Annotated in this window: 28 protein-coding genes; 23 read left to right on the forward strand and 5 right to left on the reverse strand. The window is 62.6% G+C overall.

Annotated features, from left to right (window positions below; translation table 11 throughout):
• A partial coding sequence (locus tag ACWF7A_RS41015; protein WP_452255871.1) for an integrase core domain-containing protein occupies nucleotides 1–437 on the forward strand: 437 nt, incomplete at its 5' end.
• A gap of 1,043 nt (nucleotides 438–1,480) precedes the next feature.
• On the opposite strand, the gene ACWF7A_RS41020 is transcribed toward ACWF7A_RS41015, so the two are convergent.
• Entirely contained in the window at nucleotides 1,481–1,954 is a 474-nt protein-coding gene (locus ACWF7A_RS41020) for a hypothetical protein (protein ID WP_452255872.1), read from the reverse strand.
• A 272-nt stretch (nucleotides 1,955–2,226) separates the two neighbouring features.
• Here ACWF7A_RS41020 and ACWF7A_RS41025 point away from each other — a divergent pair, with 272 nt between their 5' ends.
• From ACWF7A_RS41025 to ACWF7A_RS41055, 7 genes are all read left to right on the forward strand, one after another.
• Complete coding sequence (locus tag ACWF7A_RS41025) at nucleotides 2,227–2,745, forward strand: hypothetical protein (RefSeq protein WP_452255873.1); 519 nt, start codon at nucleotides 2,227–2,229, stop codon at nucleotides 2,743–2,745.
• 1,502 nt (nucleotides 2,746–4,247) lie between these two features.
• Entirely contained in the window at nucleotides 4,248–4,952 is a 705-nt protein-coding gene (locus ACWF7A_RS41030) for a hypothetical protein (protein WP_452255874.1), read from the forward strand.
• 431 nt (nucleotides 4,953–5,383) lie between these two features.
• The gene (locus tag ACWF7A_RS41035; RefSeq protein WP_452255875.1) at nucleotides 5,384–5,971 is read left to right on the forward strand and encodes a hypothetical protein; all 588 of its coding nucleotides are present in this window, start codon (nucleotides 5,384–5,386) and stop codon (nucleotides 5,969–5,971) included.
• Nucleotides 5,972–6,718: 747 nt separating this feature from the next.
• A complete protein-coding gene (locus ACWF7A_RS41040; RefSeq protein WP_452255876.1) occupies nucleotides 6,719–7,315 on the forward strand; it encodes a hypothetical protein in 597 nt (198 codons plus the stop codon).
• A complete protein-coding gene (locus tag ACWF7A_RS41045) occupies nucleotides 7,312–8,745 on the forward strand; it encodes a hypothetical protein (RefSeq protein WP_452255877.1) in 1,434 nt (477 codons plus the stop codon). Before ACWF7A_RS41040 ends, ACWF7A_RS41045 begins: the two co-directional genes overlap by 4 nt.
• Before the next feature lie 538 nt (nucleotides 8,746–9,283).
• Nucleotides 9,284–10,429, forward strand: a complete 1,146-nt coding sequence (locus tag ACWF7A_RS41050; RefSeq protein WP_452255878.1) for a DUF262 domain-containing protein — start codon at nucleotides 9,284–9,286, stop codon at nucleotides 10,427–10,429.
• Nucleotides 10,426–10,947, forward strand: a complete 522-nt coding sequence (locus tag ACWF7A_RS41055) for a HEPN domain-containing protein (RefSeq protein WP_452255879.1) — start codon at nucleotides 10,426–10,428, stop codon at nucleotides 10,945–10,947. The genes ACWF7A_RS41050 and ACWF7A_RS41055 overlap by 4 nt, the downstream gene beginning before the upstream one ends.
• A gap of 110 nt (nucleotides 10,948–11,057) precedes the next feature.
• Here the strand turns inward: ACWF7A_RS41055 and ACWF7A_RS41060 are convergent, their stop codons facing one another.
• Nucleotides 11,058–12,581, reverse strand: a complete 1,524-nt coding sequence (locus ACWF7A_RS41060; RefSeq protein ID WP_452255880.1) for a helix-turn-helix domain-containing protein — start codon at nucleotides 12,579–12,581, stop codon at nucleotides 11,058–11,060.
• Nucleotides 12,582–12,761: 180 nt separating this feature from the next.
• Between ACWF7A_RS41060 and ACWF7A_RS41065 the strand changes: the two genes are divergently transcribed.
• Nucleotides 12,762–13,133: a hypothetical protein gene (locus ACWF7A_RS41065; RefSeq protein ID WP_452255881.1), complete on the forward strand. Its 372-nt coding sequence runs from the start codon at nucleotides 12,762–12,764 to the stop codon at nucleotides 13,131–13,133.
• A 218-nt stretch (nucleotides 13,134–13,351) separates the two neighbouring features.
• On the opposite strand, the gene ACWF7A_RS41070 is transcribed toward ACWF7A_RS41065, so the two are convergent.
• On the reverse strand, nucleotides 13,352–13,753 hold the full coding sequence (locus tag ACWF7A_RS41070) for a GntR family transcriptional regulator (protein WP_452255882.1): 402 nt from the start codon (nucleotides 13,751–13,753) through the stop codon (nucleotides 13,352–13,354).
• 124 nt (nucleotides 13,754–13,877) lie between these two features.
• On the opposite strand from ACWF7A_RS41070, the gene ACWF7A_RS41075 reads away from it, so the two are divergent.
• The 12 genes from ACWF7A_RS41075 (at nucleotide 13,878) to ACWF7A_RS41130 (ending at nucleotide 21,384) form a co-directional block, all read left to right on the forward strand.
• Nucleotides 13,878–14,267, forward strand: a complete 390-nt coding sequence (locus ACWF7A_RS41075; RefSeq protein ID WP_086666398.1) for a hypothetical protein — start codon at nucleotides 13,878–13,880, stop codon at nucleotides 14,265–14,267.
• A gap of 194 nt (nucleotides 14,268–14,461) precedes the next feature.
• Complete coding sequence (locus ACWF7A_RS41080) at nucleotides 14,462–14,674, forward strand: hypothetical protein (protein WP_452255883.1); 213 nt, start codon at nucleotides 14,462–14,464, stop codon at nucleotides 14,672–14,674.
• Nucleotides 14,671–14,937: a hypothetical protein gene (locus ACWF7A_RS41085; RefSeq protein ID WP_245848828.1), complete on the forward strand. Its 267-nt coding sequence runs from the start codon at nucleotides 14,671–14,673 to the stop codon at nucleotides 14,935–14,937. Before ACWF7A_RS41080 ends, ACWF7A_RS41085 begins: the two co-directional genes overlap by 4 nt.
• A gap of 3 nt (nucleotides 14,938–14,940) precedes the next feature.
• A complete protein-coding gene (locus ACWF7A_RS41090; RefSeq protein WP_355306549.1) occupies nucleotides 14,941–15,126 on the forward strand; it encodes a hypothetical protein in 186 nt (61 codons plus the stop codon).
• 79 nt (nucleotides 15,127–15,205) lie between these two features.
• Nucleotides 15,206–16,576: an FtsK/SpoIIIE domain-containing protein gene (locus ACWF7A_RS41095; protein WP_452255884.1), complete on the forward strand. Its 1,371-nt coding sequence runs from the start codon at nucleotides 15,206–15,208 to the stop codon at nucleotides 16,574–16,576.
• Nucleotides 16,577–16,624: 48 nt separating this feature from the next.
• Entirely contained in the window at nucleotides 16,625–17,089 is a 465-nt protein-coding gene (locus ACWF7A_RS41100) for a hypothetical protein (RefSeq protein WP_452255885.1), read from the forward strand.
• Nucleotides 17,086–17,400, forward strand: coding sequence for a WhiB family transcriptional regulator (locus ACWF7A_RS41105; RefSeq protein ID WP_312877562.1), 315 nt, complete (start codon nucleotides 17,086–17,088; stop codon nucleotides 17,398–17,400). The genes ACWF7A_RS41100 and ACWF7A_RS41105 overlap by 4 nt, the downstream gene beginning before the upstream one ends.
• Nucleotides 17,400–17,585 carry a hypothetical protein gene (locus ACWF7A_RS41110; RefSeq protein WP_452255886.1) on the forward strand — a complete coding sequence of 62 codons (186 nt, stop codon included), beginning with the start codon at nucleotides 17,400–17,402 and terminating at the stop codon, nucleotides 17,583–17,585. Before ACWF7A_RS41105 ends, ACWF7A_RS41110 begins: the two co-directional genes overlap by 1 nt.
• Before the next feature lie 146 nt (nucleotides 17,586–17,731).
• Complete coding sequence (locus ACWF7A_RS41115; protein WP_452255887.1) at nucleotides 17,732–18,376, forward strand: hypothetical protein; 645 nt, start codon at nucleotides 17,732–17,734, stop codon at nucleotides 18,374–18,376.
• Nucleotides 18,377–18,459: 83 nt separating this feature from the next.
• On the forward strand, nucleotides 18,460–19,809 hold the full coding sequence (locus ACWF7A_RS41120) for a replication initiator (RefSeq protein ID WP_452255888.1): 1,350 nt from the start codon (nucleotides 18,460–18,462) through the stop codon (nucleotides 19,807–19,809).
• Nucleotides 19,793–19,996 (forward strand): helix-turn-helix transcriptional regulator, encoded by a 204-nt coding sequence (locus ACWF7A_RS41125; protein ID WP_360399615.1) that lies wholly within the window; start codon nucleotides 19,793–19,795, stop codon nucleotides 19,994–19,996. Before ACWF7A_RS41120 ends, ACWF7A_RS41125 begins: the two co-directional genes overlap by 17 nt.
• Nucleotides 19,993–21,384, forward strand: a complete 1,392-nt coding sequence (locus tag ACWF7A_RS41130; protein WP_452255889.1) for a tyrosine-type recombinase/integrase — start codon at nucleotides 19,993–19,995, stop codon at nucleotides 21,382–21,384. Before ACWF7A_RS41125 ends, ACWF7A_RS41130 begins: the two co-directional genes overlap by 4 nt.
• 20 nt (nucleotides 21,385–21,404) lie before the next feature.
• Here ACWF7A_RS41130 and ACWF7A_RS41135 read toward each other — a convergent pair whose 3' ends face one another.
• Entirely contained in the window at nucleotides 21,405–22,157 is a 753-nt protein-coding gene (locus tag ACWF7A_RS41135) for a hypothetical protein (RefSeq protein ID WP_452255890.1), read from the reverse strand.
• A gap of 845 nt (nucleotides 22,158–23,002) precedes the next feature.
• Nucleotides 23,003–23,815 (reverse strand): dimethylargininase, encoded by an 813-nt coding sequence (gene ddaH / locus ACWF7A_RS41140; protein ID WP_452255942.1) that lies wholly within the window; start codon nucleotides 23,813–23,815, stop codon nucleotides 23,003–23,005.
• A gap of 147 nt (nucleotides 23,816–23,962) precedes the next feature.
• Between ddaH and ACWF7A_RS41145 the strand changes: the two genes are divergently transcribed.
• Nucleotides 23,963–24,403 (forward strand): Lrp/AsnC family transcriptional regulator, encoded by a 441-nt coding sequence (locus ACWF7A_RS41145; protein WP_089915782.1) that lies wholly within the window; start codon nucleotides 23,963–23,965, stop codon nucleotides 24,401–24,403.
• Between the two features lie 10 nt (nucleotides 24,404–24,413).
• Nucleotides 24,414–25,154 carry an enoyl-CoA hydratase gene (locus ACWF7A_RS41150; protein ID WP_452255891.1) on the forward strand — a complete coding sequence of 247 codons (741 nt, stop codon included), beginning with the start codon at nucleotides 24,414–24,416 and terminating at the stop codon, nucleotides 25,152–25,154.
• The last annotated feature ends 125 nt before the right edge of the window (nucleotides 25,155–25,279 follow it).

Consider the following 25,279-nt stretch of genomic DNA (forward strand, 5'->3'; position numbering starts at 1 on the left):
ACTGCGCCATCGACGACCACACCCGCCTGGCCTACGCCGAGATCCACCCCGACGAGACCGCCACCACCTGCGCAGCCTTCCTGCGCAGAGCAGCCCGAGCCCTCGCCACACAGGGCATCCCGGCCATCGAGCGGATCATGACCGACAACGCCATGGCCTACCGCCGCTCACACGCCTTCCGCGATGCGATGGCCGACCTCGGCGCCAGCCACCGCCTCACCCGCTCCTACCGGCCCCAGACCAACGGCAAAGCCGAACGCTTCAACCGCACCCTCGCCGAAGAATGGGCCTACGCCCAGGTATTCACCAGCAGCCAGCAACGCGCCGACGCCCTGCCAAAATTCCTGCACCACTACAACCACCACCGAGCCCACACCGCACTCGGCGGACAACCACCCATCAGCCGCGTCGACAACGTCTCAGGGCACTACACCTAGCTGCAGATACGCCGATACAGGTAGTCCCTGTTCCGTAGCTGTCCCGCACCACGTTTCAAGGACGGGGCTGCGGAGTTTCAGGCGCGAACTGGCCGCGCGCACCAGCGGATATCAGTGCGGACGACAGTGCCAGTCCAGGTACATTTCGTGCTCTGACAAGCAAGATCTTGGGGCGAGCATGGCTCTGGCAAAAAAGGGCTCTCGGCGGATCATCGTCGAGGGCACGGTCTATCGCTGGCGCGTTCGACACAAGCCGACGTACTGCTAAGGCCTCGCCTGGACACCGTTGAGCTATGCGGTCGAACAGGTCGACTCCGCGGGAACCGTCCTGGTCGTCAAGACCAGCCGGCCACACCCGAGCAACTGGATCAACGCACCTGCCGCTCCGGTCACGCCGGCCGACGTCGCCAACGGCATCCGCACAGCCCTTGCCGCTGGCTGGTCACCAAGCTGCCCTGGGAAGCCGTTCGTAGTCGACTGGTCGGCAGACTTCGTCTCTGCGACATAGCGCAACGACCGAGGCTGTTGCGGCTGTGACCTTGCGACCCACAGAACGCTCTGGCCCGTCAGAGAGATCGGCACGGCCTCCTGCGTTCGGCGGAGCCCACTCGGGACTCCGCCCAGCGCAGACCGAGAACCGCAGAGCCATCCGTCAGTCTCTGATCTCCATCGTGCGGAGCTTCGAAAATGAGCCGATCACGGCTGTGAGCTGCGACTGAGGTCCCGCCGACCGTTCCGCGGGCGCACTCTGTTCCGTGCATGTTCCGTCGGCAAGCCTGTGGACTGGTCGACACCGTCAAGGCGGTGAGTTGTCCATAGGCGCGGCAGCCGAGCGCCGTGCCCAGCGGAAGCAAATCGGCTACTCGGCGCTCGTCCCCACGTGGGCACAACGCCATGCGAGTTAGAAGCTCGTCAGCCTGGAAGCCTGTCACGGCAGACAAGGCGACGGGCTCTCAACTGCGCTGGCGGTCGGTAACGACTGCCCCTCTAGATATCCAATGGCGACTAGGCCCTGCAGCACACAGGCATGAACTCGGAGCCGCCTATCGACCCAGCGTTCCCTCTGCGATGCGACGCAAGGTGTCAGGCAGGTAGGGCAGAACCTCGTTTGCATCGCTCAACCAGTGATGCGTGTCTTCGTCGTTGAACTTGACGCGGGCCTCTTCGTAGTACGGCGTCTGAAGACGGCGAACGAGATGAACGTACTCATCCAAGTCAGCTACGTTCCGGCCACCGCCACCCGCGAGTGGCCCGTTACTCAGCATGCTGAGCAGCCAGGTAAGGCCATCGGCTCCCAGGAGCAGCGGCAAGTCCAAGTTTCCGCTGTACCCGGCCGCACTGCCAGGATCACATCGCCGAGGATCTGGATCTGACTCGATGGTCTTGTGAACGATCTTGAAGTCGTAGTCGATGTAGCGGCCATCGTCCTGCCGCGTCCGCCAGACGACGAGCCCATCGTTCTGGGCGCTCGTGATCGGCCCGCCGCAGACATCGCACGACCAGGTTTCTAGAGGCACTCGCATCTCCTCAATAACGGTGCTACCTGTATCGCCTTCGCGGACAGCCTGTTACCGCACTCACCTCTCGGCCACACCTCCCGCTCCCCGGCTGTACCTAGCGGCTGGACGGCGGTGTCAAGGGTCGGCGAAGGCCATCACGTAGCGCCGTGAAACGCTCGTGATGCGGTCGTCCAGCTGTTAATGATCTTGGGACTTGAGTGCGGAGAACCTCCGCATAGCGCAGACATTTACCGACTCGCTCAATGGGCGCTGGTTTGGCATACTGAGTCATGACCCAATGGCACTTTCCGCCACGCGAGTCGTCAGAAAAATCTCTCAGGCGACTGCGCGAACTCGACGCGGAAGCTGACAGCCGAGTGTCAGAACAGCATCTTGTATCGCGCGTGATCTTGAAACGCTTCACTTCGATTCTTGAAGATGGCTCGCGCAAAGTGGGCAGGTACGATGTCGCCAAGCGTATGCACCTTGACCCGAAAGGGATTAGAGGTTGTGCGAAGGTTACCGACTTCGTCAAGTACCGGTCGGAGTCGATGGAGAAGATCTGGCAGATCGTCGAGAACAAGATTCCCGCCTCTTTGGCTATAGTTTGCGACCGCAAGGCTGAACTTGATCCGACGTCGATTGACGTGGTCAAGGACTGTATCGCTCTGCACTATGTGCGCAGCTATCGCTATGCCCAGGTACATGGCGATAGCGTCCGAAGCGCTGAACTCTACGCTCGCCACAGAATGTTGACAGAACATAGAGATAAGGTAGTGCGCGAGTTCTTCAGGGTTCACGGCCTCTGACCGAGCGGAGATGAAGTACTGAGCATTCTCATCGAGGAGCACTTCAAGCCTTGGCGCGAGAGAGAGTCTGACGGTTCGCTTTTCCGCCAAAGCATTGAGGTGATGTTCCTGAGGGTTTGCAAGATTCTTCAGCCTTTATCTGTCGAGATTCTCCACCGCCCGCCGGGGTCGAATTTGCAATAAGCGACTCCCCCGCCTTCGCCTTCAACTTTGATCCTCAAAACTCTGCAGTCTGGTTGAATATGGCGATAGGCGACTCACAAGGAGTAGGCATGCCCTTGTCTCCCGACTGCTTCGTTTGCGTCGGCCCAGCAATGCAGAGAACGGTTGTTGCGGAAGACAACGTTCAAAAGCTTAATGAAATACAAGCGATCCTTGCACATAAGCAGGTATATTTCCGACCAGGCGGCAACATGGGAGCGGAGATTCAGGGCTACCTAAGTTCTGTTCCAGCGTCCGCTGAACAGGTCGATTCATAAGCTTCCGCGGTTCCTGCGGGGCTGGTCGGCCGCTACCCCGTTCGGCCGGGGTAGGCCCTACCTCCCGTCGCCGGGCGCGGGTGGGTGGCCGAAGGTCGGGCCCCGCCCGCTTGCCCGAGCGACAAAGGGACGGGGCCGTTAAGCCCCTGCCGGACGGGGATCAGCGCAGTGCGGCCGAGCGGTCCCGCAGGGGCCGCCTTGATGAAGAAAAGAAACTCTGAACACAGCGGTCACGGTGCCAACCCAGCCTCTTGATGAAGAAAAGAAACTCTGAACACAGCGGTCACGGTACCAACCCAGCCTCTTGAACCTGCTCCGTCTATGCTCCGGCTATGCCTGGAGGCGCACCTACATGGGTTGCATACGCAGCTTTGGGGACATCCCTCTTCGCACTACTGGTCTCAAGCCTAGCTGCTCGCATTGCATACCTGAGCTACCGAGCGAGCGGTCCACGGCTGCGCCTAGTCGTGCTCCACATTGAAACGGATCCCGCGGCTCGTCGTGTCTCGATGACTTTCACCGTTACGAACGAAGGTCGCGGCGACGTGAGCATTCAAGGGTTCAAGATAGTTCCATACGGAAACAAAAAGCCTGTCTTAGAAGTTGACGAGATTGAAGAAGGCCCAGAACTTCCAGCTCGCATTCCAGGCAGTTCGAGCCTGACTTGGCAGATCAACGTGCTATCGGCCGCACGCAGTTACGACGCTGGTTTGCGCACCGGCAAATTAAGCCCTACTCTTCGTGGCCGTCACAGTTTTACTTCGTAGCGGCGGCCGGAAACGGTACTCTTGCACGTGATCGCGCTCATCAGTATGACGCCAGGACACTGATGGCAGACGCGTACCCGTCCGAATGACACGTAACGCTAGGAAACTAGGGCTTCGAGACGATCAACCAGAGCCGGAAGCGACCTGACGATCGGCGGATCGGTACCACGAGCCCTCCAAGCCCTAGTCAGGTAGCCCGTTGCCTTTCGTTCCGCCGCAACAAGGTCCGCATAGGCCGCTGCACAAGATAGAACTCGTGGCCAACCCGGTCACCGGCCAGAAGGCCGCGATTCAGCAGGGCAACGTCGAGGTTGCCCCTCGGTCGGTGCTCAACCCGAAACGGGGGCGGCAGATCCTGGCGGCCGTCACGTACGCGGGGACAATCACCGGCCAGTACGACTACCTGTACGGGTTCTTCGCGACGATGTACTACGCCGCTCTGCGGCCGTGCGAGGTCAACCGGCTCCGTGAGGTGGACTGCAAGCTCCCCGAGACCGGTTGGGGCGAGCTGATCTTGGAGAAGTCGGCTTCGAGGGCGAACAGCCGCTACACCGACTCGGGCGAGATGTGGGAAGAGCGGACGCTGAAGCGGCGGGCTGAGGGCTCCGTGCGGGTTGTCCCGGTCCGTTCGCAGCTCGTGGCCGTCTTGAGGTGGCACCTCACAACGTTCCGCACTACGTCGGACGGCCGTCTGTTCCGCGGGAACGTCAGCGGAGCGCCGATCAGTGCGACGGTCTACACGGACGCTTGGAAGAAGGCCCGAAAGGTCGGGCTCTCTCCGCAGCAGGCCGCCTCGCCGCTGGCGGGCGTTCCGTATGACCTCCGTCATGCCGCTGTGTCGACGTGGCTCGCGGCCGGCGTGCCCCCGACCGAGGTAGCGGAGCGGGCGGGCCACACCGTGGACGTTCTGCTGAAGGTCTACGCGAAGGTGATGGACGTCAGCGGGACAAGTCCAACCTGAAGATCACGGAGCTGCTCGGCGAAGACGTCGTAGACCATGGCGACGACATGTGAATAGATCTTCGCCCCAGCTACGACTGGTCGTAGCCGGGGCGAAGGAAGTTGCCGCTAGCGGCGATCGGTGGATACAACGCATGTTGGACCTGCGCTGTGGCTGGACTCAGCGGTGAACATGATCGTGTAACCAAGCGCTGCGGCTGCCAACGCAACTCCAGCCGCGACTGCCCAAACAGGCCGGCGATAGATCAACCAGCACACACCGATCAAGATCATCGCGAGGATGATCCACCTCACGTCTACCATGACCATGCGTCCCATCTGCAAGCCCAGTGAGGGCCCCGGTCCCGTAGACGGGCGTCCACGTTCGTCTAGGATGGACGAACGTGGACAGTCGCGTCAAGCGAGCCATGCTTCACGCAACAGGAGGTCGCCGTGAACGTCGATGAACGCTCAGGCAGCGAGCTAGTAGCCCACGCGACGACCGCCGAAGAATTCCATCGTGCTCTCAGAAACCTGATGACAACAACAGGAATGTCATACAGGCAAATGGCAGAGAATTCGCAGCGGATCGGCCTCCCGCTCGCAAGAAGTACCGCATACAATATTGCCAAAGGTGACCTGCGACGCACTCCGTCATGGTCCAACATTGAGGCCTTCATTCGAGCGTGCGGAGTGGAAGACACCGAGGCTTGGCGTTCAAGCTGGCTCCAAGTCGTTGCAGGTGAACATCAAAATGAGTCCCTACGACCCAAGCCGAGCATCTCAGTTGACGAGCGCATTAACGTTTCCGCAGTAACTAATCTGATCTCTGCAATGAAAGATGTCGATGTTGCTGTAATCAGGCTTGGTTCTATCGTCGTCGTTAAGCACGATGGACAAGTCATTGCGACAACACTGAGCGAAGGTGATATCGATTCACTCGGCGAACTTTCTGACGCCGCATCCGTCATCGCCAAACTCGACCAGCTGCAGAAGTCACGCCAGAAGCACCACGAGCCAGGCGACAGAACGTCCGATTAAGGAGCGTCACAGTCGACACTCCACTCAACGCCGCAGCGATGTCAGATGCACACAAACTTGCAGGTAGGCTCATATGAGAACGCCCCGAGCAATGATCTTGCTCGGGGCGTTTCTTGTTCCGTGCATGTTCCGTGAGCCGTGGCAGACCGACGCAGTTAGCGGCAGACGGTGACCTGCGGCGCTGACGTCGTTGGCAGCATCCGAGCAGGTCAACCGGCATGTAAGCCCGTCACGCAGGAACAACGGAACGGCACTGCGTGGGCGAGGTCTAGCCGCGCAGTTCCATCGTGCGGAGTTCCCGCATCCTGCCCGTTAGACCGCGTAGCCTGCGATAACAGCACTCAATTGGGCTCACCTGCGATCGGCGTTCCATACGTGTTCCAGTGACCGCTGCTCAGCCCACAGAAGCCAGGCAAGCCGACATACCTACCCATCTATGGCCAAGGTTCGTGGGCAAGCCTGTGGGCCGGTCGACGCCGTCAAGGCGTTGAGCGGTCCACAGGAGCGGCAGCCGAGCGCCGTGCCCAGCGCTGGCAAGCTGACCGACCAGGCGCTCGTCCCCATCCCGCCTCCCCGCAAAGCGTCGGCCGAACCGGCATGCAAGGTTGGCTACCGAGGGGTAGCCTCGCGGCGCTTCCTTATGGTCCAACGCCAGCTGGCTCCACCCGCAGAACCGTTGGGACATCTGGGGGACATGGACGGGGCAGTGATCGCTATGGGTAACAGGACAGAGCTAGAGTGCGCCTCGTGTCAGGCGAGGAGACCCAGGCCAAAGGGGCCGACGGCGCACGCCGAGCGAAGCTCTATCTTGAGTCATTCGCACGCGCAAACGTCCAGTGGGTTAACCCTGACCCGATCTCGATACCAAAGCTCACCTTCCCGTGGGCTAATGGCAAAGACTTCTCTTTCGATCTTGGCGGAATTCTTCTCGGCGAAGAGCTTCATGGGCAAGAGTTCCTTGCCGAATCCAAGATGTACAAGAGCGCCCAGGACCAAGGTACCCACTACCGGAAGTACCTTGCACAGTGTTACCGCGCCTTCCAGCTCCGCCCAGATCGATGCGACAACTTCACGTGGATAACATGGGCTCCTTTCCTGGTCACTGAGTGGGACGAGCTGGATTCTCCAGAAATGGTGAAGGCCAGCGTCCTCCTCCACCGAGACAGGGTGTTCAATGTGGCCGATGAGGACGAAGCAAACTCGCTCATAGTCGATCAAACGTGTAAAGACGTCGCAGACCGGCTGTGGATGTGGGTTCTTTCTAAGCGGCAGGAAAAGCTAACCCTCACCCGTGAGCACCTTGGCGTCATTCGCAAGTACGACACAATGAAGGGAGATCGGTGAGCACAACAAACTATTCATTGCGCATCGCCAATGCGCTGAGTTTGCCGCGCCCTTCCGAGAGTGTCGAGGCTGTCAAGGTGGCCGTAATGGACGAGATAGCGGCCCTAGATCCGCGAGCGCGCGTAAAGAAGACTGAATACTTCAACCACAGCTTTGTTCCAGACCTTGTCGCCAGCTGGCCAAGCGACCCAGCGATCCCCGATCGATACATATACCTGCGGTTCAACTCAAACATCGAGAATCTAATCGAAGACATCTCGCTTGTTAGCGAGAATCGCCCAATTGTATTTGGCCTCTCCGAGACGCCACGTCCACAAGATAGCCAACTAACCGACAAGCTAGAGTCCGATTCCCGCCAGCACAACACACTGGTGACCGACGCACCTGGGCTAGAAACACTCATCAGAGACCGCGCTTCGCCGTTTATGCAACTCGTATCTTCAGCAATTGCCCAGGGCGGACGCGGACTCATGGACATCCCCGGCGCAGAGTTGACGTCACACTCGCTGTCTAACGGGATTGATGGCGCCCTCCATAACTTGGAGGAGCCGACTCGTCGCGCGACGTCGATACTTGACGCGTACCTGAATAGCCAGCAGTCAAGCAGGATTCAGGGCCTCTTGCAGGCTGTTTGGGTTGCCGCGGGCGGATCACTGGAACGTTTCCCTGGGCGTCGCACTCTAGCCGAAGAGCTACCTACGGAAGCTCTTCAGTTCATCTTCGAGTATGAGGCGATTGAAGACGATGACTTTTGGCGGCGACTGGGAAGCCGTGTGTCATTGAAACGCCTATCAGAGTTGTCGCTGCCATCAGGATCGAAGAACTTGGACAAGTTCATGCGATCCAACCTTGATGTCCTCTGGGCCCGATCGTGCCGGATTCGCAGCGAGCAGCAGCACTTGTCCAATAACCCCCATCCTGACACCTACTGGTTTGCAGACACTAGATTCCTAGGCCTTAAAGGCAAAGGGTACTCTGCATACTTGTCGGAGAAGATCGACGACCTTGAGGTCATCAAGCCAGAACTTAGCGACGGCATTGAGATCGAGGATCTTTACAGGCGCGCCGCACTGGCTCGCGCACGCATCGATGAGGTCGTGATCTCGAATGGCCATCAGACGGTTAAATACTATTCAGACACCTCCACTGTACTTCAGGATGAAAGCCTAGGATCCTTCGCCGAGCAGCTTGGCGAAGGGTCGTCAGTCCGCCGGGTTGAAATCACACTCACTGATGGCCGCCACTTGTCGTGCGACTTCACGACCAACACCACTTCAGGCCGCACCAAAACAAAGCTAAGCTTGCCGGAGATTCTACTCAACGCCGTACCCTTGCTTCGCGAGGTTGCAATAGATGAACTCAGCGAGCTCCAGATGAAGCTTTCGTTCGATGGCAGGCTTCCAGAGCAAGAAGAACTCGAATTTCCGTAGTCTTCACACTACAGACGCTGGATCCACGCTATGAAATCAGAGCAAGACGCGAGCGGCGAAGCCAATCTGAAGTTCACGGCAATTCTTAGCGGTGGACCAATGAACGGACGACAGGTCGAGAAGACTCGATACGCCGACGGTGGCTATCCACTTGAGATTGGCGTGTTCGACCCCAGTGGTCGGCGAATGCACTATTACAAGATGGTGCCTGAACGCGAAGCAGGCGGGCCTGGCTATTACGAGTACGCCGAATAAGGCGTTCCACTTCGCGGCTCCTGCGGGGTCGTTCGGCCGCTGCCTCGGCTGGCCGGGGTAGGCCCTACCTCCCCGTCGCCGGGCGCGGGTGGGTGGCCGAAGGCCGGGCCCCGCCCGCTTGCCCGAGCGACACAAGGACGGGGCCGTTAAGCCCCTGCCGGCCGGAATCAGCACAGTGCGGCCGAGCGGCCCCGCAGGGGCCGCCTTGATGAAGAAAAGAAACTCTGAACACGCCTGCCCCGACAGCTAGAGCTCCGTACGCAAGCGCGGTAGCTTGCGGCGCATGGCTGCATCGCAGAACGACCTTGCCGTCGGCGACCAGGACCCCGTCGATGAGGAGTCAGCACTTCTGACCGACGACGAGCTCCAGGAAGTTGGCGAAGCAGAGGCTGAGGTCGAGGGCGTTACTTACTCAGGCACGGACTTCGATGCAGAAGGACTAGTGCGCCGACTTTCCCGCGGCGACATCGTGATTCCCAACTTTGGGCACGGCGATGACTCGCTTGAGCTTGAGGGGTTTCAACGCAGCTTTGTTTGGCGTCGCCCACAAATGGATCGGTTCATCGAGTCGCTACTTCTCGGGTATCCCATCCCCGGAATCATGCTTGTCCAGCAGGTTGACAAGCGACTCCTAGTCCTAGACGGCCAACAACGACTCAAGACGCTTGAAGCTTTCTATGGCGGCATACACAATGGTGTTGAATTTGCGCTGGAGAATGTGGCGAATTCGTTCAAGGGACTCACCTATCGATCGCTCAATCCAGAGCTGCGCCGAACGCTTGACAACACATTCATTACAGCTACCATCGTGCGAACCGACGGAAGCAAAGAATCCCTCGAAGCGATCTATCAGGTTTTCGAGCGTCTAAACTCTGGCGGAACACAACTCACGCCACACGAAATCCGAATTGCCCTATACCCTGGCGCGTTCGTTGGGATGCTTGCACGGCTAAATGACCTACCTTCCTGGCGGTCACTATACGGCCCTAAGTCACCACGGCTACGAGACCATGAACTCATCCTCCGCATTCTTGCACTCTATGTAAGGAGCGAGGAGTATTACACGCCTCTTAAGAAGTTCCTGAATGACTTCCTTGGAGATCATCGGGATCTTAGGAAGCTTGACGGCGGTACCGCGCTTGCCGAACTCTTTGAAACGGCAGTCGACACACTCCTCGCAGCCGACGCTCGGCCACTGCTTCGCCGCCCCACCCGCCTTAACGTGGCACTGTTGGAAGCAGTGTGCGTCGCGATGATGCGGAGAGCTGCCGCAGGAGGCGACATGGATCCGGCTGAGATCAATGAAGCTCTGATCGAACTCGCCAGGGACGACAAACTTGGGTCCGCAATCTCACGGGCTACTGCACGTGAAGAGAACGTGCGCGATCGGCTCGAACGGGCGACTGCAGTTCTTGCGACGGCCCGATGAGAGCAACGAGCTGGCCACCGTTCGGACTCAACTCACTTGAGACAAACCTAGACCGCCTTGCTGACGCTGTACGTAACTCGAAGGAACGGGACGTTGATGAGCAGATCTGGTTGACAAGGTTCCTCGTCGTCAGATCCTGTGGATATCTTGAACAAGTCGTCCACGAAACTGTTACCGAGTTCCTAAACCGACGGGCAGGTGGAACAGCACTAACCTTCGCGTTGTCCTGGATGACGAAGAGTCGAAATCCTTCGCCCGAAAACTTGATCGCCCTACTCGGCCGTTTCGACCATAGCTGGCAAGCAGAGTTTGAGGAGGTCCTCGATTCTGACGACAACCGCATACGCCGCCAGCTAGTGCTATTGGTCGCACGCCGCAATCAGATTGCGCACGGGCTCAACGAAGGGTTGACCGAGCGAAAGGCGCTCGAACTCGTTGAGACGGTGAAGGAGATCGCGGACTGGTTTATTCGACGGCTCGACCCATATGCCGCCAATCGAGCGAAGCGTGTAGTCTAGGTACCTCGCTCTCGCTCATCCCACTTGCGGCTGCACGATATTTTGACCGGTCCCCCGGTTGTCGGATTACCCGAATGTCGAACTGTTTCGATGTTCCGAAGGCAACAAGCTTAGGAGCGAGGGCCCATAGAAGGCAGCAGCGCCCCTGACACGTCGAGGAAGTCGCGTACAGCAGGCGACTCTCCGTGAGCACGCAAACGGGCGCGAAGATCGGCAACTGCCTCAACCGAACGAGACGATTTCACAGTAGCTGCGAGTTTCGCCGCCGCCATGCCAGCGGAAGCTGCGGCCTCAAGATCGTGAGAATCGATCGCTGCGCGGGCGAGGGCAGCCTGGGCCATCGACCCGCGACGTGCTCGGCTCTGACGCTCGGATTCAACGATGGACAATCCGGCGAAATGCGCTGCTTCCTCGGGCCGTTCGAGGTCGCGGAACGTGTGGGCATGCTCGCCATTGAGGTACGCCGGGTCGATGAATCGCGCCCACTCCGGCTCATCCTCCACAGACACGTTTTCGAACGCCGTCTCTGACAGGTGCACGCTCTTCGCGGCGGCCTTCCCGTCCCCCATCGCTGCCTCGGCGCGAGCCTGGAGCGCGTAGAGATCTGCGAGACACGCGGTCGAGTTGCCCTTGGCGAGAAGCCCGGCGCGTCCAGCCTTCGCGAGCTGCACCGCCTGCTCCGGCTCACCAGTCAGCGTCGCCTGGTCCGAAAGGCCGGCCAGAACGTGCGCGCCAAGGTCTGGGCTCGCGGCGGCTTCCGCCAGGCGGAGCGACTGGATCAAGTAGCGCTGAGCCAAGGCGTGCTCGCCGTTGTCGAACGCCATCCACCCCAACAGGTAGAGCTGTTCCGCGGCTGCCTCGTAGAGCGCGGCGCCGTTGGGGGTCTCGGGGTCGTTGGACTTCAACAGCGGCACGACGTGCGAGGTCAGGTAGGACGCGAGCTGCTCGCGGGCATGGCCACCGCCGCGCATCACGTCGAGCTCCTGGAAGACACCGAAGGTGCGGCGGATCGCCTGGACCTGCTCGGTGCTGATCTTGCCGGTGGCCGTGGTCGCCTCGTCGAGCGTGGCGAGCAACCAATCTCGGCTCGGTGCGACCGATGCGGCGACAGAGAACAACGCGCTGGACAGGAAGGTGCGGCGCTCCATGTCGTGCCTCCCAAGCTCGGCTACGACTTCCACCGTAGTCGGGAGAGAGGCCGCGTAGGCAAGACCAAGGTCGGAAAGTGATTTCTCTTGCGGCGCTTGGGTTTCCGCATCGCGATAACCCGCACGGAACCATCGGTGCTCGTGCGGCACGCGCAAGGCGTTGCACCAGCGCTCAAGGCGTTCGAGATCGGTGACCGGCCGGCGTCCGCGCTCGATGACGCTGACCTGGCCCTGGGTGATGTCGAGCCACGCCGCGAGGGTCGATTGCGGCAACGTCGGGCTGTGGGCCTGGCGGTACGCGCGGAAGACCTGGCCGATGTTGAAGGTGCGCAGGGCGTCTTGGATCGACGGCTGAAGCCAGAACTCTGGTCGCTGCACGGGCGCGTGGGTGGCGTGGGCGGCTTCGCAACGGCCGCACAAGGTGCCCTTGCGGTCGCTCGCCAAGAGGGTGTCGCAGGTGCGGCAGCGCTGCTTGGACGAACTCACGCGCGCCCCCTCCCCTGCTGGTCAACCCCCGAACCTGAGCCGAGTGTAGCGGGTCAATTACGCCCCTAACCTGGACTTATCGATACCAGCGATACCGCCATCGCTAGTTGATATTGGATCGATGCTCCGTGCGGGCGACTGTGGTTCTACAAGACCCAGGCGCAAACGGAGGTGGATCACATGGGCTTCTACGTACTGGTGCAGCCAGAAGAGGACGCAGAAGCATCGCTGGTCGAACACGCACAAGGCCACCCGTCGCTCGTCGTGATGTGCGGCGACTCCCAGATCACCGTGCAGCTGGCGGGGCGGCAGGACGCGGCTGAGCTCGCGATCGGTTTCGCGCGGAACCTTTCGCGCGCCGCGACGGCCTTCGCCGATCGAGTCGACGCACTCACGGCGAACTGGCCGAAGCTCAACTTCGAGGATCTCGCCGCGAAGGTCGGCACGACGCCCGAGGAGCTGCCGGATCAGCTCGCCGGGCGGCACGCGCTGACGGTCGACGCGGAGTGGTTCGGAGAGACGGGACCTGGCGGGCCGGAAAGCCCGGCGTGATCGGTCGAGTGGCGGAAGCTCTGACGTCCTTCGTCGTGGTCTACGCGGGCATCGTCGCCTGGCGACGGTTCGCCGCACGGAGGGCAGAACCGCCTACACACCAGAAGAACAACCGGTAGCAGCGAAGGAGGACAAGGTGTCAGAGACCGGATGGACCGCAGAGACGTGGCGGGACCTGTACGCCTTGGCCTCCAAGTTGGATTCCAAGGTGGACGAACTTAGCGATCGTCTGACCCGGATCGAGGACCATCTGAAGGAGAGCCGAACACCTCCGCCTCGACGGCGGAAACGCGCTCACTGAGGTTGTCGAGTGTGCCGCTGATCTTCTCCAGGATCGCCCGAAGCTCATGCGGGGAGCCAATTTCCGGCTCCTCCGTGTGGGCTTCTGGCTTCTTCACCACGATGGTGCCCTCGCCCTGGCGGGACATGACGAGTCCAGCGGTGCGCAACACGTCCAGTGCCTTCTGCAAGGTCATGACGGCGCGGCCGTACTTCGTCTGCAACTCGGCCAGAGATGGCAGCTTGTCCCCCACCTGCACGGCGTCGGACGCGATGTATCGCCGCAGGTCATCAGCGATCTGCTGATACGCCGGCCGCGGGTCCGCGGGATCAAGTGCCATGCACACACTGTAGCGACAAAGCTAGCAAAGCTGAATATCACCCGATTGGACCAGTGACTCTTCTAGCTCTACTAGCTATGTTGGTTGTAGTGATAGAGCAAGGCCTACTACGAGAGGTACCAACGTGGCTCTGAACGACATCCCGGTGATCCTGTCCCACTACAAGCTCATGATCACCGAAACGCCCTGCGTGAAGATGCGCGAGCTGGACGGCGGGCAGCTGGTGCCCGTGATCGACCGCCACACGAACGAAGAGCAGTTCGTGGTGGTGCTGTTCGCCAAGCCCCGACCGACCGAGGGCCGCCGTAAGGCGAAGGGCGAAGAGATCCGCGTCAACCTCCCCCGCGACCCCGGCGCGGGGTTCGAGGAGGGCGACTACATCGAGCTGGTCAACCCCGTGATCAACACGTACGAGATGCGCGGGGACGACGGGAAGATCACCGCTTCCGGCCTGTGGTTCAAGGCGGACGGCCTCACCCCGGCGGCGCAGGTCGTGGTGGCTCCCGCGGCTTAGTCCCGTGAGCCCTGCCCGGTAGGCCGGTAGCCCGCTTCGAGTCGGGCCAGGGCGCTCAATTTTGTTCTTTGAGAATTCCACAGTGAGTCGAACCATGCCTAAATCCGGAGCATTTCGTGCGCTCCGGGAGATTCGGTGAACCCAGGTATGCCTTCGTTCCTGGGTTTGCCGTACCTCCCGAAAGGAGTTTCGGCATGGATGAGCGCTCATACCCGATCGAACCCGCCGATCCCGACGGCGACGACCCGCGCTTCACATTCGGCCTCGTTCACGAGGTCGGCGAAGTTCTTGCGAAGCACGGCTTTCCGGGCGTCGGCCAGAGCTGGCGGGACCACCTGGAGTTGCAGCAAGCGCTGTACCGCTTCATCTACGTGGGCGACACGAGGACTGAGAGGTTGGCAAGTTGATCCAAGAGATGTTGAACGAGCGGGCACAGCAGAGGTACGGCTCGTTCGTTGGCGCAATGGACTTCGTTGAGGAACTGCTCGTGCCGCTGGAAAAGCTCATCAACAAGATGAGCGAGAAGCCCGGAAAGGCTGGCAGCTGGCGGGTCGCCACGCCGGACGAACTCAAGGGCTATCTGCGGACCGCACGGAACGACCTCAGTGCGCTCCGGGAGCAAGCCAAGCGCCACGAGATCAATTTGAAAGCCAAAGAGTGGGGAGCCTGATCGATGTCTCACCAGCTCGACAACGCCGTGTCCAACCTGGACCAGGCGATGAAGCAACTCCGCACGGCCATGGACGGCATTCCGGTTCGTCGGGAGGGCTTCACGGACCTGCGGCGCCGGTTCGTCCGCTCGGTCAGCGTACTGACCACGGAAGCGTCCTACGCCCGCGGGCAACTACCCAAGGACTAAATCCGCACTGATCAACGCGGCGGCCGATCTTCGACACGTTCGAGGGTCGGCCGTCGCGCATCTACCTAGGAGTTCAACAGTGGGTTGGAAATGGAACGCAAGCAAGCGCGTCGTTGCCGCCGAGTTCCGCGCGGCGCGGTGGCTGGCCAGGAACCCGGAATGGATGCTCGCGCCGTCGGCTGTTGCTGCCGGTGCCTCCACGCTCGGCCCGACGACCACCGGTTACGTCCTCGGTGGCGCGGCTGGTGCGACCGGGCTTTGGTACCGGGGTCACCCGGACTCGTTCGACACGCTGGCCGCGCCGGTCCTGAGGGCCTGGCAGCGTCGGTGGTTCGGGGCCTACTCCGGTGGACGTTGGCGAGACCTGATGGACGTCCACAAGCTCACAACCGAGCACCGTCGGAAGAGGGTCACGAACTACCCGCGTGTGGTGCGGGTCCGGTCGTACTCGCCGTCGATCGACACCGTGTTGGTGAAGCTGGCCAAGGGCCAATCACCGATGCACTTCGCCCGGCAGGCCGAAGAGCTGGCGCACTCGATCGAGGCTGAACGCGTTGCGATCGAGCTGACGAAGCCCGGTTACGTGGCGCTCGTGGTCCAGCGTGACGAACCGTTCACGGAGATCATCCCGGCGCCGGACATGCCCGAGCACTCCGAGGATGTGAACCTGCGGGCGGTGCTCCTCGGTGAGGACGAGTACGGCGGCGACTGGACCGAACCCATCCAGGGCACGCACACCCTGACGGCTGGTGGCACGGGGTCGGGCAAGAACTCGCTCGCGTTCGCCAAGCTTCGCTCGATGGCCCCGCTGATCAGGGACGGCATCGTCCGCTTGTGGGTCTGCGACCCGAAGTACCTGGAGTTCGCGGCCATCAAACCGATCACGGAGAACCGCTACGCCGATGACGCGGGCGATTGCCTGGAGCTGATCGAGATGTGGGTGAACGACATGGATCGCACCCAGAAGCGGATGCAGCGGGCGGGGCTTCGGTCGGTCCAACCCTCGCGTGAGTACCCGCTCAACCTCCTGATCGTGGACGAGATCGGTTCTCTGGTCGCTTACCGGCCGGAGTACGCCCGAGAGATCACGGCTCTGCTGGCTCGGGGAACGTCGATGGGCCGCGCGACTCTGCACGTTGCTGACGCCTACATCCAGGAACCGGACAAGGACACGCTGAAGATCCGGGACCTGTTCCCGAACCGCGTGTGCCTGCGCGCCACGTCACCGACGCACCCCGACATGGTGCTTGGTGAGGGCGCTCGGGAGCGGGGCGCGATTGCGGACCAGATTCCCGCCGTGCCTGAGACCGCTGGCATCGGCTACCGCACGGACGAACGGTCACGCGTTCCTCGTCGGGTCCGCGCGGCGTACACGACGGACGACAACATCCGCGAACTCGTGGAGTTCGTCCGCAACGGACAGACCGGCTCCATCCGCTCGATCGCCTGAATTTCTTTCACCCCAACACTTTTCGCCACTAATCGTGGAGGTCTTGTCATGCCCGAAAACAGTGCGCCTCGACGTCTGGACGGCCTGCTCCGCTCGATCCGCGGCCACATCCGCACGCTCGGCCTGCCACGGCCGGACCGCTTGGTCATCTCCACGCCGTCCGGCTCGGTGCACGCCGAGTTCACCTCCGGCACCGCGCCTGATCGGCTCGCGTGCCTGCTGGTCTGGGCGGCCTCGCTGCACGGGGTCGAGCTGACGTGGTCCCTGCAAGCCGCGGGAACCCTGTCGGTGGCTGCGACCGGACGGACCAAGTCCGGGATCACGCTGGGGCTGGTCGCGTCGGCCTCGGTGGTCGAGCTGGGCGGCAAGCTCAAGTCCAACTCGGCGGCGGTGCTTGCCAATGCCTTCCGGCTCTCCGCGTGCTCGCCGGAACAGGTCACCTTCGATGAGGTCGCCCAGGTCGTCCAGGCCGCACGCCGTAGCCCGTCTTCGCCGTTGGCGGTGGCCGCGTGAACACCGAGCCGCACGGCTACCGCGTGCTGATGAAGCTCCTGTTCGGCGGCGAACCGCCCGCCTGGCGTGACCGGGCCGCCTGTGCCGACGCCGATCCGAGCCTGTTCCACACCGCCGGCCGAACCGCCGCCGCCAAGGCCGTGTGCGCCACCTGCCCGGTCCTCGCCGAGTGCCGCGAGAACCAACTCAGCTGGGAGGCGAACGGACCCGCGCGATACCGAGACAACGCCTTTGGCGTCGTGGGCGGCCTGTCTGGCGCCGAACGCCGCCGCATCCACTACCCCGCCAGGAACGCAAAGGACGTGGCCTGATGAAGCTCGTGCTCGCCGTCCCGGTCAATCTCCGCAGCTTCGCCCGCGTCGCGCACATCGTGTTCGCCGCTGCGGCCTCGCTGTTGTGCATGTACCTGCTGTTCGGGTTCGTCGGGCTCCTGGTGCTCGTCGCCGAACTGCTCTGGCTCGGGGCACTCCTCCGCAAGGCTGCATACGGGAAGTAGGTGGCCTTGTGTCCGGGAAGTCCAAGCACACCAACGAAACTGAGCCCTCCGAACCTCGCGAGACTCGAACCGTTCGGCGGCTCCGGGCGCAGCTCGATGAGGCGCAGGACATCCACCAACTCGCCGCGAACCCGTTGCTTGCGGCGGTGCGTGCAGACCGGTTCCGGGTCTCGGTGACGCGCTCCATGTGGTGCTTCATGACCTGCGGCCTCGGCTTCACGGCGACCGGAGTGCAAGCGTTCCTCGCTGGGAGCCTCGGGCCGTCTGACCCGATGTGGTGGGGCGCGTGGCTCGTGGAACCGGCCTTCGCCGGAATCCTGATCACGCTCCTGCGCTGGGAAGCACAGATGTTGTCGCACGGCCTGGCGGTCGATGACCGGCCGGTCAAGTGGCTCAAGCGGGTGCTGCTCGGGGCCACACTCGTCACCAACGTGTGGTCGTCGCTGCGGCCTCCGGACGGGCAGATCAACGCCGGGATGGTGTTCCTGCACCTCGTGATCCCGCTCGTGGTGTTCCTGCTGGCCGAAGTCATGCCGGTCATTCAGCAGCGGTGCAACGCCGCGCGTGATCTGGCCGCTCAGGTCGTCGCTCCCGTTCCCGCCAACCCTGTTGCTGCCCCGGCACCTGTTCGGTCCGCCGTGCGGCTTCCTGGGCACCTCCAGGGCGCGTTGGACGCCAAGGCGAACGAGGTCCGCGCTCAAGGCCGCGCACTGACGGCGCAGGACGTCCAGGACGCACTCAACGTGCCCGAGGACTACGCGGAGCGCATCGCCGCACAGCTCGCGGCCTGACCCATCTCGATCAACGCGGGGCATGACCAGAACACCGGTCGTGCCCGCTTTTTCGTTTCCCCGCAACGGAAGGAGCGTCATCCGTGCTCACTCTGGAAGACCGCATCACCGCACGAGTCAAGGCGGTCGACTTCCGGGCATGGCGAGACCGGGTGACCGCGATCGGCGGATGCGCCGCACCCATCCGGTTGTCCGGCGCCTTCCAACTCCAGGACCTCAACGGCGGCGTGATCGAGCACATCGGCGGGGACGTCATGGTCCCGTGCGGCAACCGCCGAGAGTCGGTCTGCCCGGCCTGCTCCGACCGGTACGCGGCCGACGCCTACCACCTGATGCACGCGGGGCTGGCTGGTGGCAGCAAGGGCGTTCCCGCGGACGTCTCCCAGAAGCCTCGGGTGTTCGCGACGCTCACCGCTCCGTCGTTCGGTCCGGTCCACAACCGACCGATCGCCACGACCGGCAAGGTCCGGCCCTGTACGGGCTGCGGCGAATGGCACCACGGCGACGACCCTCGTATCGGCGGTGCCGTCGATCCCTGCAGCTACGACTACACGGGCGCGGTGCTCTGGCAGGCACACGCGGGCAAGCTGTGGCACCGGTTCACCATCGCCCTGCGCCGCAAGCTCGCTGGTGCGGCCGGCCTGAAGGTCGCCGAGTTCAAGCACCACGCCCGGCTCTCCTACGCCAAGGTCGCCGAATACCAGCGGCGAGGCCTGGTCCATTTCCACGCCGTCGTTCGTATCGACGGACCGGACGGGCCTCACGACCCCACCCCGGCGTGGGCCACGGCCGAACTACTCGGCGACTGCATCAAGGCGGCGGCTCGCGCGGTCGGGATCGACACCACCCGGCCGGACGGCTCGGCGCTGCGCCTCCTGTGGGGCGAACAGGTCGACACCAAGGGAATCCGCGGCTCCCAGGTGGAAGACGAGTCCGGGGAGATCAGCGAGGCACGGTTGGCGGGCTACGTCGCCAAATACGCCACCAAGGGCACGGGCGCGAAGGACACGGCGGACCGGCCGATCCGCTCCCAGTTGGACATCGACATCCTGCACATCTCCGAGCACCACCGGCGGATGGTGCAGACCGCGTGGGACCTCGGCGGCCTGGCCGACTTCGAGGACCTGAACCTGCGGAAGTGGGCGCACATGCTCGGGTTCCGCGGCCACTTCCTCACCAAGTCCAAGCACTACTCGACCACGTTCCGCGCCATCCGCGAAGAGCGCAGGACGTTCCGCACGCTCGAAATGTTCGAGCGCCTCGACCTTGATCCCGCGTCCGTGGTCGTCGTCAACGACTGGCAGTACGCCGGGTCCGGCTACGACAACGACGCGGAACGCGAACTCGCGGCCGGCATCGCCGAACGGGTCCGAGCGCAACGCCTACGCAAGTACGAACAGGAGGGGGGACCTCACCATGTCCGAGCTGCCTAATCCGGACGACTTCATGACAGCCGACGAGTTCTGCGCCCGGATGCGCATCTCGAAGGACACGTTCTACAAGTGGCGGCAGATTCCCGGTGCCGCTCCTGTCGTGCACAAGATGCGGAACGGGGCGCTGCGCATCTCCGGCGCCGACTTCGCCGCGTGGCTGCTCGGCCTTCGGAGTGATGCCGCGTGAACCTCACCTACAAGGTCAGCATCTACGCGCTCAAGGTCCTCAAGCCGGACGCGAACGGGAAGGTCCGCCCGAAGCCGTACGGGGTCCGCTGGGCGACGGCCGGAAAGCAGCACTCGGAGTGGTACAAGTCCAAGGCGCTCGCGGACAACCGGCGCTCCGATCTGAAGCAGTTCGTCAGGAAGGGCGAAGCCTTCGACATCACGTCGGGGTTGCCGGAATCGGAGGTCAAGAAGCAGTCCGCGCGGTCGCTGTTGAAGCTCGCGCAGGAGTTCATCAGCGAGTCGTGGGAGGAGGCGGCGCCCAACACTCGGAAGCGCTACGTGGACACCCTGGCCATCCCGGTGGCCGCGTTCGTGGGGACGCAGAAGGGCGCTCCTCCGGTTCGGGTGCTGCGACGAGTACTGACGACCTGCCTCCTGCCGGACAACACTCGGAACCGGTCGATGTCGGGCGAAGAGCAGGACGCGGCGGACTGGATCGAGGCGAACTCGCGTCTGGTTCGCGAACTCGCCGACAAGATCGAGACTGGTCGGCTGCTGCGATCGCTTGGCCGGAACCTCAATGGCAAGGCTGCGGCGGCGTGGACGACACGAACCCGGCGGGGCGTGCTTCACCACCTGCTCGGGTTCGCGGTCGACGTCGGCGAACTTGATGCGAATCCGGTGACCGGGCTGAAGTCCTCGACGCAACGGGGCACGAGTGAGGTTGATCCGCGATCGGTGGTGAACCCGGCTCAAGGTCGCCAGTGCCTCGCGGCCGTGACCTACGCGGGCACCACGACCGGGCAGTACGACTACCTGTACGGGTTCTTCGCGACGATGTACTACGCGGCGCTGCGGCCGTGTGAGGTCAACCGGCTGCGGGAACCTGACTGCAAGCTGCCTGAGACCGGCTGGGGTGAACTCATCCTGGAGAAGTCGGCTTCACGGGCGAATGGGCGGTACACCGACTCCGGCGAGTTGTGGGAGACACGCTCGCTCAAGCGGCAGGCTGAGGGTGCCGTCCGACCGGTGCCGATTCCTCCCGCGTTGGTCGGGATCCTCCGGCTGCACCTGGAGACCTTCGGGACCACGTCGGATGGGCGGCTGTTCCGCGGGACGATCAGCGGCGGACCGATCAATGCGACCGTCTACACCCACGCGTGGGGTCGCGTTCGTGAGCTCGCACTCTCGCCGGAGCAGTTCAAGTCGCCGTTGGCGGACACGCCGTACTCGCTCCGGCATGCGGCGGTCTCGACGTGGCTCGCGGCCGGCCTGCCTCCGGCTGAGGTCGCGGAGCGGGCTGGGCACACGGTCGACGTCCTGTTGAAGGTCTACGCGAAGGTGCTGGATGGGCAGCGGGAGAGGTCGAACCAGAAGATCGACGCCTTGTTGGACGGCAACTTGTAGCCGATACGTCGTTTTCAACTTCACCCGGCGACGTACTGCACCATTGCTCGATCATCATTGTAATTCTCAACGCCATACTCGTTTGGCTGAAAGGGCTCGGCATGACTGTTTCGCAGCGGAGACTCCCCTTCTGGAACAAAGAACCACGGCTGCCCGAGAACCCCTGAAAACGAACCCTTTGATCCTGGCGCCAACTTCAGAGCGACTTGAGGCCTACATTCAGCATCCCAAACGTAAACGACGTAAGTGAGACTGGAGCCGGTCGCAAGCGTACCCCGCACCGATTTTCCCAGATTGGATTCATTCAGCCCGCTATAGGATCGGGCATTCGCCCAGCCACCGCTGGTAACTTTGTTCATACAAGCGATCAGGCTCTCCGAGGTATGCGATCCAGTCATCTCGGGTTCTGACCGCTGGTTCGGCGGCAAGCGCGTTGACTCCACAGGAGGTTTGACATCCTGCCCGATTTCCCCCTTCGAAGACGCCACGCTCGTAGGCGCGACACCCGACGGCGGCGTCGTCGCAACTTCAGATTCACGGTTCGACGATGAAGCACTCGGCGTCACATTAGTCGTTGTGGATACAGTCACCGAACCACCATCAGGTGACGGACGACCTTTTCCAGCCACGGTACTGGCCGGCCAAGTAACAACAAATGCAGCAATCACGCCGAGCGCCAGCACCGCAATAAGCGCCGCCAGAAGCGCAGGAGCGCGCTTCTTCCCTCGCCCCTCCCCATCGGCCTGAAGTACATGAATGAAGCCCGTGATCACGATCATTAGCGTCAGGACTACAGCCGCGGCGGGCCATGGGTACCTTCGCAATAGATCCAGCGGCCCGGGCCAACTTTGGGTATTAGAAGCGGCGTTGGTAATCAATCCCAGTAGCGCCGATATAGACACGCTCAGCACAACCCAAGGAAGGATACCCTTATTGCGAGGAGGACCACCTTGAGGCGATGACATGATCCCCTCCAGATGGGGCAATAGTCTCAACCACGGACCTAATAGCAGACTGTGATTACGTGAGCCTAAGCAGGACAGGTCCGAGGATCCTAACTCAAGCCAGCTACGCGGAATCACTGGCACTGCCACTCGCTGCCCACGACAGGATTGGACACAGCACTGAACCCACAACTCAGGAAGACCCGGTCATCGGGCATAGACCAAGAGACAAGATGATCTTCCCTTCTTGTCACCCTGAAGTGGACTTTTATTCAAGGCGACAAAGAATAGTGCGCACTCAGTCACAATCAGGACGTCCCACACAATCCTTTAGAGTGAACTAATCTCACGCGCCGCTCCAGGTCATCAGATCAAGGTCCGACGCCACCCGATAGAGGTACACAGCAGTGAGGCCTGCGGACCCCGAAGAGTCGAACCTCAGCCAAAGTCATGGTCGTACATTCCGCAGTTAAGCGACACAGAAGAGCCCCCGGCGATGATCTCGCCGGGGGCTCTTCTTGTTCCACACATGTTCCAGAGACAGCCGCAGAAGGCCGCAGTCAGCGACAGACGGTGACCTGCCGACGCTGACGTCGTTTGCAGCATCGAAGCAGGTCAACCAGCATTTGAGGCCTTCAAGCAGGAACGGCGGAACGGCACTGCGTGGGCGAGGTCTAGCCGCGCAGTTCCATCGTGCAGCACTTCGGGCCGCCGCCCGACTTGCGCAACTCCGAGATGTCCACGAACACCGGCTCGAACCCGCGCCGAGCCACCTGCTCGGCCAGGTGCGTCGCCTCGACCGGCATGACAACGTGCCGGCCGTCGGACACCGCGTTCAGTCCTAGACAAACAGCATCGGCGTCGTTGGCGATGACGGCGTCCGGGAACAGGCGGCGCAGCACCTGCTGGGAGCCCGGAGAGAACGCCTCCGGGTAGTACGCGACCAGCGGGGTGGGCGACTGGTCGTCGAGCATGAACAGCGCCACGTCCAGGTGGTAGAAGCGCGGGTCGACGAGCTGCAACGACACGACCGGGACGCCGAGGACTTCCTGGGCCTCGGAGTGCGCGTGAGGGTCCGTGCGGAAGCCCGTGCCGGCCAACAGCAAGGAGCCGGTCCAGGTGAAGTCGCCCTCTGCCTCGTTCACGGCGGTGGGCATCACCACGGACTTGTAGCCCGCACCGAGGAACCAGCGGCGGAAGTGGTCTGCCTCCGCCGAGCGCTGGGAGGCGCGGAAGCGGGAGCCCAGGACCCTGCCGTCGATGACCGTGCCGCTGTTGGCCGAGAAGACCATGTCCGGCAGGCCGGGCACTGGCTCGATGACCTCCACCTGGTGGCCCAGGCGTTCGTAGGTCTCCTTCAAAGCCGTCCACTGCTCCACGGCCAGCGTCGTGCTGGTGGGCTGGGTGGGATCCATCCACGGGTTGATGGCGTACTCCACCGTGAAGTACGTCGGCGGGCACATGAGGTACCGACGGGTGGTCGGCATGCGCGTCGGCGCGATGGGTGCGGCGATGTCGAGCGTGATCGGCTCGCCTGGCCCGGAGATGGATACCGTCATGGATCGAAATGTAAACGGCACCTCGACCATCGAACAACGCCGCGACATTGCGTTGATTAGGGCAGAATGTTGCGTGTGGACAGCATCGACCAGCGAATCATTTCGTGTCTCATGGCCAACGCTCGTTCCAGCTACGCGGAGATCGGGAAGGAGGTGGGGCTGAGCGCTCCGGCGGTGAAGCGGCGGGTGGACAAACTGCTGGACACGGGGGTGCTGCGGGGGTTCACGGCCGTTGTGGACCCGGAGGCGCTCGGGTGGGGTACCGAGGCGTTCGTCGAGGTGCACTGCAAGGGGAACGTCGCGCCGCACGACATCCAGCACCGGCTCGAGCCGATGGCCGAGGTCAGTGCTGCTTACACGGTGTCCGGGGCGGCGGACGCGATCGTGCACCTGCGGGCCGCGGACATCCATCACCTGGAGACCGCGCTGGAGCGGCTGCGGGCCGTGGAGATCATCGACCGGACCGTGTCGACCGTTGTGCTGTCCCGGCTCCTGGACCGGCCGATCGCGCCCTAGGGTGCGGGCCATGGCTGAGGTTCTGCTGGAGCACCACGATTCCGTCGCCGTGATCACGATCAACGATCTGGAGCGGCGCAACGCACTGACGATCGACCTGTCCCGGGAGCTCGAGGACAAGGTCGCGCAAGCGGAACGAGAAGCCAACGCGCTGATCATCACGGGCGCGCCGCCCGCGTTCTGCGCCGGAGCGGACCTCACCCAGCTCGGCAACTCCAAGGACGAGGGCCTCAAGAAGATCTACGCGGGGTTCCTCGCGGTGGCGAACGCCTCCATCCCCACGATCGCCGCGGTCAACGGTGCGGCGGTCGGCGCGGGGCTCAACCTCGCGCTGGCGGCGGACGTGCGGATCGCAGGGCCCAAGGCGCGGTTCGACGCCCGGTTCCTGCAGCTCGGCATCCACCCCGGCGGTGGCATGACGTGGATGTTGCAGAGGATCGCCGGCCCGCAGACGGCCACGGCCATGACGTTGCTCGGCCAGATCCTGGACGCCGACCAGGCCGTCGCGCACGGGCTGGCCTACGCGAAGGCCGAAGATCCACTCGCAGCGGCGAAAGAGCTGGCGAAGGCTGCCGCGGAGGCTCCGGCGCAACTCGTCCGGACCATCAAGGCGACCATGCGCGCGACCGATGCAATGCACGACCACGCGGAGGCGGTCGAGACCGAACTGCGGCCACAGGTCGCTTCGATCGACACTCCAGAGTTCGCTGCGAGGCTTGCCGCGATGAAGGCTCGGATCAGCGGGCGTTAGGTGTTACCTTGGGTAACAGGTATCGAGGGTGACGTCTGCCGCATTCAGGTATCCGCTGGTGGTGCTGTGCTTACCGTTGAGTTAAGGACCCGTTGCGGCAGATGGGACAGTTCGTCTCGCCTGGT

It is taken from the genome of Lentzea sp. NPDC055074 (genome assembly GCF_053608005.1).

What these genes read in the sequence shown, in the direction of transcription:
- ACWF7A_RS41025 (WP_452255873.1), top strand. Translation starts at nt 2,227, where the DNA reads ATGACCCAATGGCACTTTCCGCCACGCGAGTCGTCAGAAAAATCTCTC.
- ACWF7A_RS41125 (WP_360399615.1), top strand. Translation starts at nt 19,793, where the DNA reads ATGTCCGAGCTGCCTAATCCGGACGACTTCATGACAGCCGACGAGTTC.
- ddaH (WP_452255942.1), bottom strand. Translation starts at nt 23,815, where the DNA reads ATGCCGACCACCCGTCGGTACCTCATGTGCCCGCCGACGTACTTCACG.
- ACWF7A_RS41150 (WP_452255891.1), top strand. Translation starts at nt 24,414, where the DNA reads ATGGCTGAGGTTCTGCTGGAGCACCACGATTCCGTCGCCGTGATCACG.
- ACWF7A_RS41080 (WP_452255883.1), top strand. Translation starts at nt 14,462, where the DNA reads ATGGATGAGCGCTCATACCCGATCGAACCCGCCGATCCCGACGGCGAC.
- ACWF7A_RS41090 (WP_355306549.1), top strand. Translation starts at nt 14,941, where the DNA reads ATGTCTCACCAGCTCGACAACGCCGTGTCCAACCTGGACCAGGCGATG.
- ACWF7A_RS41100 (WP_452255885.1), top strand. Translation starts at nt 16,625, where the DNA reads ATGCCCGAAAACAGTGCGCCTCGACGTCTGGACGGCCTGCTCCGCTCG.
- ACWF7A_RS41055 (WP_452255879.1), top strand. Translation starts at nt 10,426, where the DNA reads ATGAGAGCAACGAGCTGGCCACCGTTCGGACTCAACTCACTTGAGACA.
- ACWF7A_RS41065 (WP_452255881.1), top strand. Translation starts at nt 12,762, where the DNA reads ATGGGCTTCTACGTACTGGTGCAGCCAGAAGAGGACGCAGAAGCATCG.
- ACWF7A_RS41050 (WP_452255878.1), top strand. Translation starts at nt 9,284, where the DNA reads ATGGCTGCATCGCAGAACGACCTTGCCGTCGGCGACCAGGACCCCGTC.
- ACWF7A_RS41110 (WP_452255886.1), top strand. Translation starts at nt 17,400, where the DNA reads ATGAAGCTCGTGCTCGCCGTCCCGGTCAATCTCCGCAGCTTCGCCCGC.
- ACWF7A_RS41070 (WP_452255882.1), bottom strand. Translation starts at nt 13,753, where the DNA reads ATGGCACTTGATCCCGCGGACCCGCGGCCGGCGTATCAGCAGATCGCT.